The organism is Rubrivivax benzoatilyticus JA2 = ATCC BAA-35 (genome assembly GCF_000190375.1).
Classification (GTDB): Bacteria; Pseudomonadota; Gammaproteobacteria; order Burkholderiales; family Burkholderiaceae_C; genus Rubrivivax; species Rubrivivax benzoatilyticus.
The window spans coordinates 1-5,034 of the sequence record NZ_AEWG01000145.1; the positions used below are offsets into that span (position 1 = coordinate 1).

The window sequence follows — 5,034 nt, forward strand, 5'->3', positions numbered from 1 at the left end:
GCGGCGGTGCCGACAGATCCAGCGCGACGGTGGTGCTGCCGCCGCGCGGGCCGAGCAGCACCTCGCGCTGGCGCACCGACTGCACGACGGTGTCGCCGTCGACGGCCGCCCCGACGCGGAAGGCCTTGGGCGCCTTGCCGTCGACGGCGATCAGGGCGACGCCGTCGAGCTCGGCACTGCGCGAGGCGACGACACCGAGCAGCTCGAAACGCGAACTCTCGGGTGACTCGGCGGGCACGCCGGCATCGCTGCCGAGCACGCGCGACGGGTCGCCGCGCATCGCGCCGGCGGCGGCCACGACGCTCGCCTGCGGCGGCGTCGCCGGCGCCGGCTTCACCAGCTGCAAGGCCCAGTAGACGGCGCTCGCGGCCGCCACGGCCCAGACACCGAACGCCCACCAACGTGTCGTCATGCGCCGATTATGATTGACCGCACCCTCTGCCAGGCTTCGCCTTCCGCCCCTCATGATGCCCCTCTCCCGCTCGCGCCGCCGAGGCTTCACGCTGATCGAGCTGATGGTCGTGCTGGTGATCCTCGGCGTGCTGGCGGCGCTCATCGTGCCCAACGTTCTCAACCGTGCCGATGACGCCCGCGTGACCGCCGCCCGCACCGACATCCACAACCTGATGCAGTCGCTCAAGCTCTACAAGCTCGACAACCTGCGTTACCCGAGCACCGAGCAGGGCCTGGACGCGCTGGTGCGCAAGCCGGCCACGAACCCGGTGCCGCCGAACTGGAAGCCCTACCTCGACAAGCTGCCCAACGACCCCTGGGGCCACCCGTACCAGTACCTGAACCCGGGCGTGAAGGGCGAGATCGACGTCTTCAGCTACGGCGCCGACGGGCAGGCCGGCGGCGAAGGCAACGATGCCGACGTCGGCTCCTGGCAGTAGCAGGCGCCTGCACCGTCGCCGGCGCGGCTTCACGCTGATCGAGGTGATGGTCGTGATGGCCATCGTCGCCATCGGCATCGGCCTGGCCACGCTGGCGATGCGCGACCCGGCCGGCACCCGGCTCGAGGTCGACGCCGCGCGCCTGGCCACGCTGCTGGAGACGGCGCGCACCGAGGCGCGCACCGGCCGCCTGGCGGTGGCCTGGATCCCGACGAACGACCCGCAGCGCGATCCCTTCGTCTTCGCCGGGCTGCCGACGGGCCAGGCGCTGCCGACACGCTGGCTCGACGCCGAGGTCAGCGCCCAGGTCGTCGGCGGCAACCAGGTGGTGCTCGGGCCCGAGGCCATCCTGCCGCCGCAGCGCATCGTGCTGCGGCTGGACGACCGCCGGCTGGAGGTCGCCAGCGACGGCCTGTCGGCCTTCGCCGTCGTGCCGCCGGCCGAGGCGCCATGAGACGCTCGCGCGGCTTCACGCTGATCGAGGTGCTGGTCGCGGTGGCCATCGTCGCCGTCGCGCTGGCCGCGGGGCTGCGTGCCGGCGGCGCGCTGACCGACAACGCGCAGCGCCTGGCCGACGTCAGCGCCGCGCAGTGGTGCGCCGAGAACCGCCTCGCCGCGCTGCGCCTGGCGCGTCAGCTGCCCGGCGTCGGCGACGCCGACTTCGAGTGCGAGCAGCTCGGCCGCCGCTACCGCGGCGTGGTGCAGACGCGGCCGACGCCGAACCCGAACTTCCGCCGCGTCGATGCCCGCGTCAGCGACGACGAGGGCCGCCCGCTGCTGACGCTGTCGACCGTCGTCTCGCGCTACTGACGTGAGCTCCCCCGCCCGCCGCACGCGCGGCTTCACGCTCGTCGAGGTGCTGGTCGCGCTGGCGATCATGGCCGTGCTCGCCGGCCTGGCCTGGCGCGGCATCGACGGCATGGTGCGCACGCGCGACGCCACCACCCAGGCGGTGGACCGCACGGCGCGGCTGAACACCATCCTGTCGCAGTGGCAGCAGGACCTGCAGTCGCTGCAGGACACCGGCGCCGCGCCGGTGCTGCAGTTCGACGGCCGCCACCTGCGCCTGACGCGGCGCGTCGACGGCGGCGTGGCGGTCGTCGTCTGGACGCTGGCCGACGGCGTCTGGCAGCGCTGGGCGAGCCCGGCGACGACACGGCTGCAGCCGCTGCAGCAAGCCTGGCTGCGCAGCCAGCAGCTGCTGGGCACCGAGCCGCAGCAGGTGCGGCTGCTCGACGGCGTCGCCGACTGGCAGCTCTACTACTACCGCGGCAACGCCTGGTCCAACGCCCAGTCCAGCGCCGGCACCGGCGACGGCAACGGCGGCGAGGACCTGCCCGACGCCGTGCGCCTGGTGCTCGACACCGCCGCCGGCCGCCTCACGCGCGACCTGGTGCTGCTGCCCGGAGGCGGCTCGTGAGGCGCGCGCCCCGGCGCCAGCGTGGCGCGGCGCTGCTGCTGGCGATGCTGATCCTGACGCTGGTGGCGACGCTGGCCGCCGGCATGGCCTGGCAGCAGACGCGCGCGGTGCAGATCGAGGCCGCCGAACGCGGCGCGGTGCAGGCCGGCTGGATCCTCGACGCCTCGCTCGACTGGGCGCGCCTGATCCTGCGCGAGGACGCCCGCACCGGCAGCATCGACCACCTCGGCGAGCCCTGGGCGACACCGCTGGCCGAGGCCCGGCTGTCGAGCTTCCTCGCCGCCGACCGCGACAACACCGACGCCGCCGCCCCGGAGGCCTTCATCTCGGGGGCGATCTCGGACGCCCAGGCGAAGTACAACCTGCGCAACGTCGTCGACTCGGAGGGCAAGATTTCGCCGCAGGAGCTGAAGGCGCTGCAGCGCCTGTGCGAGGCCGCCGGCACGCCCACCGACACCGCGTCGCGGCTGGCGCAGGGGCTGGCCGCGGCCTGGGCGGCGCGCAGCGGCACCGAGGCCGCCGACGCGCCGCTGGCGCCGTCGCGCCCGGCCGACCTCGCCTGGCTGGGCCTGGACGCGGCCACCATCGCCCGGCTGCAGCCGTACGTGACGCTGCTGCCGACGCCGACGCCGGTCAACGCCAACACCGCGCCGCGCGAGGTGCTGGTGGCGGCCATCGACGGCCTGGACCTGGGCAGCGCCGAGCGCCTGGTGCAGACGCGCCAGCGCAGCCCCTTCGACTCGCTGGCCGCGGTGCAGGCGCTGCTGCCGCAGGGCGCACGCGCCGACGACGAGAGCCGGATCTCGGTGCGCAGCTCGTTCTTCGAGGTGCGCGGCCGGCTGCGCCTGGACGAGCGCATCGTCGAGGAGGAGTCGCTGGTCGAGCGCCGCGGCGCCGACCGCGGCCGCGACGTCGTGACGCTGCGCCGCGAGCGCCGCCCGCTTCACATCGGGACACAGTGAGCCCGCCACAATAGACCCTCATGGCCGTCCTCGTGCTCCAGATCCCCGCCCGGCAGCGCCTGGCATCGCGCTCGGCGGACGAGCCGGCGCCCGCACGCGCGCCCGCCGAGATCGACTACGTCTTCAGCCCCGACGGCCTGGCCGTCGGCTCCTCGGGCCGCGCCGCCCCGGCGCTGCTGCCGCGCGCGGACAGCGTCGTCGTGCTGCTCGCCGACGGCGACGTCGCCTGGCAGCGCATCACGCTGCCCAAGGCGCCGCCGGCGCGGCTGCGCGCCGCGCTCGCCGGCCTGCTCGAGGAAGCGCTGCTCGACGACGAGGACGCGCTGCACTTCGCGCTGCCGCCGCAGGCCACCGCCGGCGCCGAGGCCTGGGTCGCCGTGGTGCACCGCGGCTGGCTGGCCGGCGTCGTGGCCGATCTCGAGGCCGCCGGCGTCGCCGTCGACCGCGTCGTGCCGGCCGTCGTGCCCGGCACGCCGGGCGGCCACTTCGCGCTGCCCGAGGGCGCCGCCGACGACGCCGCCCCCTGGCTGACGCTGGTGCGCGAGGACGGCATCACCCGGCTGCGCACTGACGGCACGCTGGCGCGCGCGCTGCTGCCGGCCGACGTGCAGGCCCTGCGCTGGACCGCGACCCCGGCGGCGGCGGCCGCCGCCGAACGTTTTCTCGGCCAGCCGGTGGCCGTGATCGCCGAGGCCGCGCGTGCGCTGGACGCGGCGCGCTCGGCGTGGAACCTGCGCCAGTTCGAGCTGGCGCCGCGGCGCCGCGGCCTGCGCGTGCTGCGCGACACCGTCCAGCGCCTGCTGGCGCCCGAGTGGCGCCCGGTGCGCTGGGGCCTGGGCGCGCTGGTCGCGGTGCAGCTCGTCGGCCTGAACGCGATGGCCTGGCAGCAGCGCCGCGCCATCGACGAACGGCAGGCCGCGATGACCGCGCTGCTGCAGCAGAGCTTCCCCGGCGTGCGCGCCGTGATCGACGCGCCGCTGCAGATGCGCCGCGAGACCGAGCGCCTGCGTGCGGCCGCCGGCCGGGCCGGCGACGGCGACCTCGAGGCCCTGATCGGCGCCGCCGCCGCCGCCTGGCCCGAAGGCCAGGGCCCGGCGCAGACGCTGCGCTACGAACCCGGCCGGCTGACGCTGGGCGCCACCGGCTGGAGCCCGCCGGAGATCGCCGCCTTCCGCGACCGGCTGCGCCCCGCGGGTTATGCCGCCGAACTCGCCGACGGCCGCATCACCGTCAGCCGCGGCAACGGAGCGGCCGCATGAAACACCCTCAGGACGTGGCCCGCCGGGCCCCGCTGAACGCCTGGTGGACGCGGCTGGCGCCGCGCGAGCGCCTGCTCGTCGCCACGGCCGCCGCCGTCGTCGTGCTCTACCTCGTCTTCGCCGTGGCGGTGCAACCGGCCTGGCGCACCTTGTCGGCCGCGCCGGCCAAGCTGGAGGCGCTGGACGTCGAGCTGCAGGCCATGGGCCGGCTGGCCGCCGAGGCCCGCGAGCTGCGCAACGCGCCGCCGGTCAACGCCGAGCAGGCCGCCGCCGCGCTGCGCGCCGCCAGCCAGCGCCTGGGGCCGCGCGGCCGCCTGGCGCTGCAGGGCGAGCGTGCGGTGCTGACGCTGGACAACGCCGACGCCGCCGAGCTGCAGGCCTGGCTGGCCGAGGTGCGCTCCGGCGCCCGCGCCCGCCCGGTCGAGGCGACGCTGACACGCGGCGCGGGCGGCTACAGCGGCAGCATCGTCGTCGCGCTCGGGGACGCCGGATGAGCCCGC

The 5,034-nt window shown here is 76.1% G+C and carries 8 protein-coding genes; 7 read left to right on the forward strand and 1 reads right to left on the reverse strand.

The features are described from left to right. The coding region (locus tag RBXJA2T_RS16175; RefSeq protein WP_009858492.1) for a type II secretion system protein N at window positions 1-412 on the reverse strand (412 nt) is incomplete at its 3' end. A gap of 52 nt (window positions 413-464) precedes the next feature. Here RBXJA2T_RS16175 and gspG point away from each other — a divergent pair. The 7 genes from gspG to RBXJA2T_RS16210 are packed head-to-tail and all read left to right on the forward strand — an operon-like array spanning window position 465 to window position 5,028. Next, window positions 465-893: a type II secretion system major pseudopilin GspG gene (gspG, locus tag RBXJA2T_RS16180; RefSeq protein ID WP_009858493.1), complete on the forward strand. Its 429-nt coding sequence runs from the start codon at window positions 465-467 to the stop codon at window positions 891-893. Then, the gene (locus tag RBXJA2T_RS16185) at window positions 868-1,347 is read left to right on the forward strand and encodes a prepilin-type N-terminal cleavage/methylation domain-containing protein (RefSeq protein WP_029718731.1); all 480 of its coding nucleotides are present in this window, start codon (window positions 868-870) and stop codon (window positions 1,345-1,347) included. Before gspG ends, RBXJA2T_RS16185 begins: the two co-directional genes overlap by 26 nt. Further along, window positions 1,344-1,703 carry a type II secretion system minor pseudopilin GspI gene (gene gspI, locus RBXJA2T_RS16190; RefSeq protein WP_009858495.1) on the forward strand — a complete coding sequence of 120 codons (360 nt, stop codon included), beginning with the start codon at window positions 1,344-1,346 and terminating at the stop codon, window positions 1,701-1,703. The genes RBXJA2T_RS16185 and gspI overlap by 4 nt, the downstream gene beginning before the upstream one ends. A gap of 1 nt (window position 1,704) precedes the next feature. Beyond that, window positions 1,705-2,313 carry a prepilin-type N-terminal cleavage/methylation domain-containing protein gene (locus RBXJA2T_RS16195; RefSeq protein WP_009858496.1) on the forward strand — a complete coding sequence of 203 codons (609 nt, stop codon included), beginning with the start codon at window positions 1,705-1,707 and terminating at the stop codon, window positions 2,311-2,313. After that, window positions 2,310-3,275: a type II secretion system minor pseudopilin GspK gene (gspK, locus tag RBXJA2T_RS16200; protein ID WP_009858497.1), complete on the forward strand. Its 966-nt coding sequence runs from the start codon at window positions 2,310-2,312 to the stop codon at window positions 3,273-3,275. The genes RBXJA2T_RS16195 and gspK overlap by 4 nt, the downstream gene beginning before the upstream one ends. A 20-nt stretch (window positions 3,276-3,295) precedes the next feature. Further along, a complete protein-coding gene (gene gspL, locus RBXJA2T_RS16205) occupies window positions 3,296-4,534 on the forward strand; it encodes a type II secretion system protein GspL (RefSeq protein WP_009858498.1) in 1,239 nt (412 codons plus the stop codon). Next, window positions 4,531-5,028, forward strand: a complete 498-nt coding sequence (locus RBXJA2T_RS16210; protein WP_037290433.1) for a type II secretion system protein M — start codon at window positions 4,531-4,533, stop codon at window positions 5,026-5,028. Before gspL ends, RBXJA2T_RS16210 begins: the two co-directional genes overlap by 4 nt. The last annotated feature ends 6 nt before the right edge of the window (window positions 5,029-5,034 follow it).